This window comes from Ravibacter arvi (genome assembly GCF_039540405.1).
GTDB lineage: Bacteria > Bacteroidota > Bacteroidia > Cytophagales > Spirosomataceae > Ravibacter > Ravibacter arvi.
The window spans coordinates 1-2,583 of record NZ_BAABEY010000006.1 but is presented as its reverse complement, the minus strand read 5'-3'; the positions used below and the strand labels follow the sequence as shown (position 1 = coordinate 2,583).

Genomic DNA, 2,583 nt, shown 5'->3' with positions numbered 1-2,583 from the left:
AGGCGTAGTCGAGCAGGTCAAGCTCGAATGGGCAGCACAGGTCCCATGGGACAACGTTTCCGCACAGGTCCACTATGTCTACAGGAAAGACCCCGCAGGAAACTTCAACAGGATCGCTGAAGTACCGGTCTCCGACGGAAAGTTCACCTACACCGATGACGGAACAGATCACTTCCCCCAGGACGGCAATACCTCTACTACCATACAACCCGACCAGGAGTATTGCTACCGCGTCGAAACGGCTGGGTCCTATAACAGTCCAAAGGTAAGGCCGGACAAGCTCTTCAACTTCTCACAGGAGCTCTGCGCTATACCTTCCGACACTTCCAAGCCATGCGCCCCCGTTCTCACACTCGCTCCCCTGGATTGCTCCAAAATGGAGCCAGGCACATGCCAGGACCAGGGATATACCAACGACCCCAAATGGACTTACCCCCAGACCTGCGATATCCAGGCAGTGACCGCTTACCGCGTCTATTTCTCAAGGTATGAAGGCGAAGAGTTCAAACTCGTGGGGACAGTGCCCGCCGCATCCGGCGCTGAAGGTGTTTTCCTCCACCAGGGCCTGTCTTCCTATGCAGGGTGCTATTATGTGGTGGCCGTCAACAGGTTCGGTGAGGAAGGACCGAAATCAAATATCGTATGCAGGGACAACTGTGCCCTCATCGCTTTCCCAAATGCCTTTTCGCCAAACGGCGACGGGAAAAATGATACCTTCAAGCCCATCGGGTGCCCGTCTTTCGTCATGTCGGTCAACTTCAAAGTCTACAACCGCTGGGGCGCACTGGTATGGCAGTCCAAAAACGCCGAAATCAACTGGAACGGCAAAAGCTCCGCAGGAACCGACCTCCCCGCAGGGCAGTATTTCTACGAGTGCGAAGCCACCATCGAATCTATTACCAGGAACGGGAAAAGCACTACCATGAAAGGATGGATACAACTTATGAGATAAACGTTAACAACCTTTTCCACAAAATTCAGGTCTTTTGCGTACAGATAGTTAAAATCTCCGGTGGCGGGTTGGTCAAAAACTACCGGCTGGTATTGGCTATCTGTATTTTTAAAGATTCTGGTTGGCGTTCACTATATTAGCGTGCTGTTTAAAAAATGAATTCCTATATCTGGTCCAGAGATAGAAAATTAGTTTCCCGTATATGAGACTTCTGTTTACCATCTGTTTTGCCATTCTTCTCTCCTTCTTTCAGGGTGAAGTCTATGCCACCCACGTCCGGGCCGGTGAAATTACGGCGAGAAGAGTTCCCGGCAGTTCGCTCCTCACCTACGAGATTAAATTCACCGGGCACTATAACATGGATTCTGAAGGGATTAACGCAGCCCGTGCTACGACCGATGTATGGTTCTGGATCACAGGAGAGCGTGAAGGTATCAAAACCCCACGGGTGGGCGGCCTGGACGGTATGATTGATGTCGGCAATGAAACCACCCGCAACGAGTACGTCCTGATCTATACCTTCCCCGCTCCCGGCGTCTATACTATTAACCTCGGAATCGACAACCGGAACGCAGACATTCTCAATATAGGCCCCCAGCCTACCGACCGCCTCAACTTTTTTATCAGGAGCACGCTGGCCATTAACGCCAGCCTGGGCATGAACCGGACTCCGGTCCTGCTCAACTCGCCCATCGACCAGGGCGCCATAGGGCAGCGGTTCATTCATAACCCGGGAGCCTTCGATGCAGACGGCGACAGCCTTTCCTACAGGTTATTTACCCCGCTGGGTGCTACCACCGACGGGAAAACTCCCATCCCCTTTGACTACAGGCACCCCAATACCGTGCCACCCCTGGGGCCCAAAGAAGACGGTACCGGGCAGGCCGATTTTAAAATCGACCCCATAACAGGAGACCTCATATGGGATGCCCCCTCCGTTGCCGGAATGTACAACGTAGCCTTCATCGTCGAAGAATGGCGTGACGGAAGCAAAATAGGCGAAATCGTAAGGGACATGCAGATCAGGATCAGGGATGCGCCCAATGCCAGGCCAAAGCTCGCTATACCCCCGGACCTCTGTGTGGAAGCTGGCACAACGGCGCGGTACACCGTCACCGCTACCGATCCGGATGGCGACAACCTCAGGCTTACCTCTACAGGGGGCGTCTACCAGTCCTCGCTCGTTGACCCTCAGCTGGCTTCCTTCCAGGTAGGCCAATCACCCCCGCCGGGGACCGCCTCTGCCGTTTTTACATGGCAGACCGGCTGCCTGCATGTCAGGAATGAACCTTATGAAGTCACCTTTAAGGTCGAAGATTCCCCAAGGCCCGGGTATCCCAACCCAAGCCTTTACAGGAAGCTGGTCGACATGGTTACCCTTAAAATAACCGTGTATGCCCCCGCGCCCAAAAACCTCAAGGCAACAGCCGTCGAAAATCCCACAAGGGCATTCAACCTCTCATGGGACCCTTATACCTGCCAGCTGCCGGGCGCCCAGATCGTCGTCTACAGGAAAGAAGGATGTTCCGACCTGCAGCTCGACCAATGCCAGACCGGCCTGCCCGACAATGCAGGTTATACCGTCGTCGCTAGGCTGCCCGCAAATGCTACCTCCTATGTCGACAACGGTG

At 54.1% G+C, this 2,583-nt stretch carries 1 protein-coding gene and 1 pseudogene; both read left to right on the top strand.

The window, feature by feature from the left end:
• Nucleotides 1–952, top strand: a 952-nt coding sequence (locus tag ABD852_RS03775; protein WP_345026684.1) for a T9SS type B sorting domain-containing protein, incomplete at its 5' end; no start/stop codon positions are given.
• A gap of 202 nt (nucleotides 953–1,154) precedes the next feature.
• A pseudogene (locus ABD852_RS03770) lies at nucleotides 1,155–2,583 on the top strand (gliding motility-associated C-terminal domain-containing protein); the annotation flags it as partial.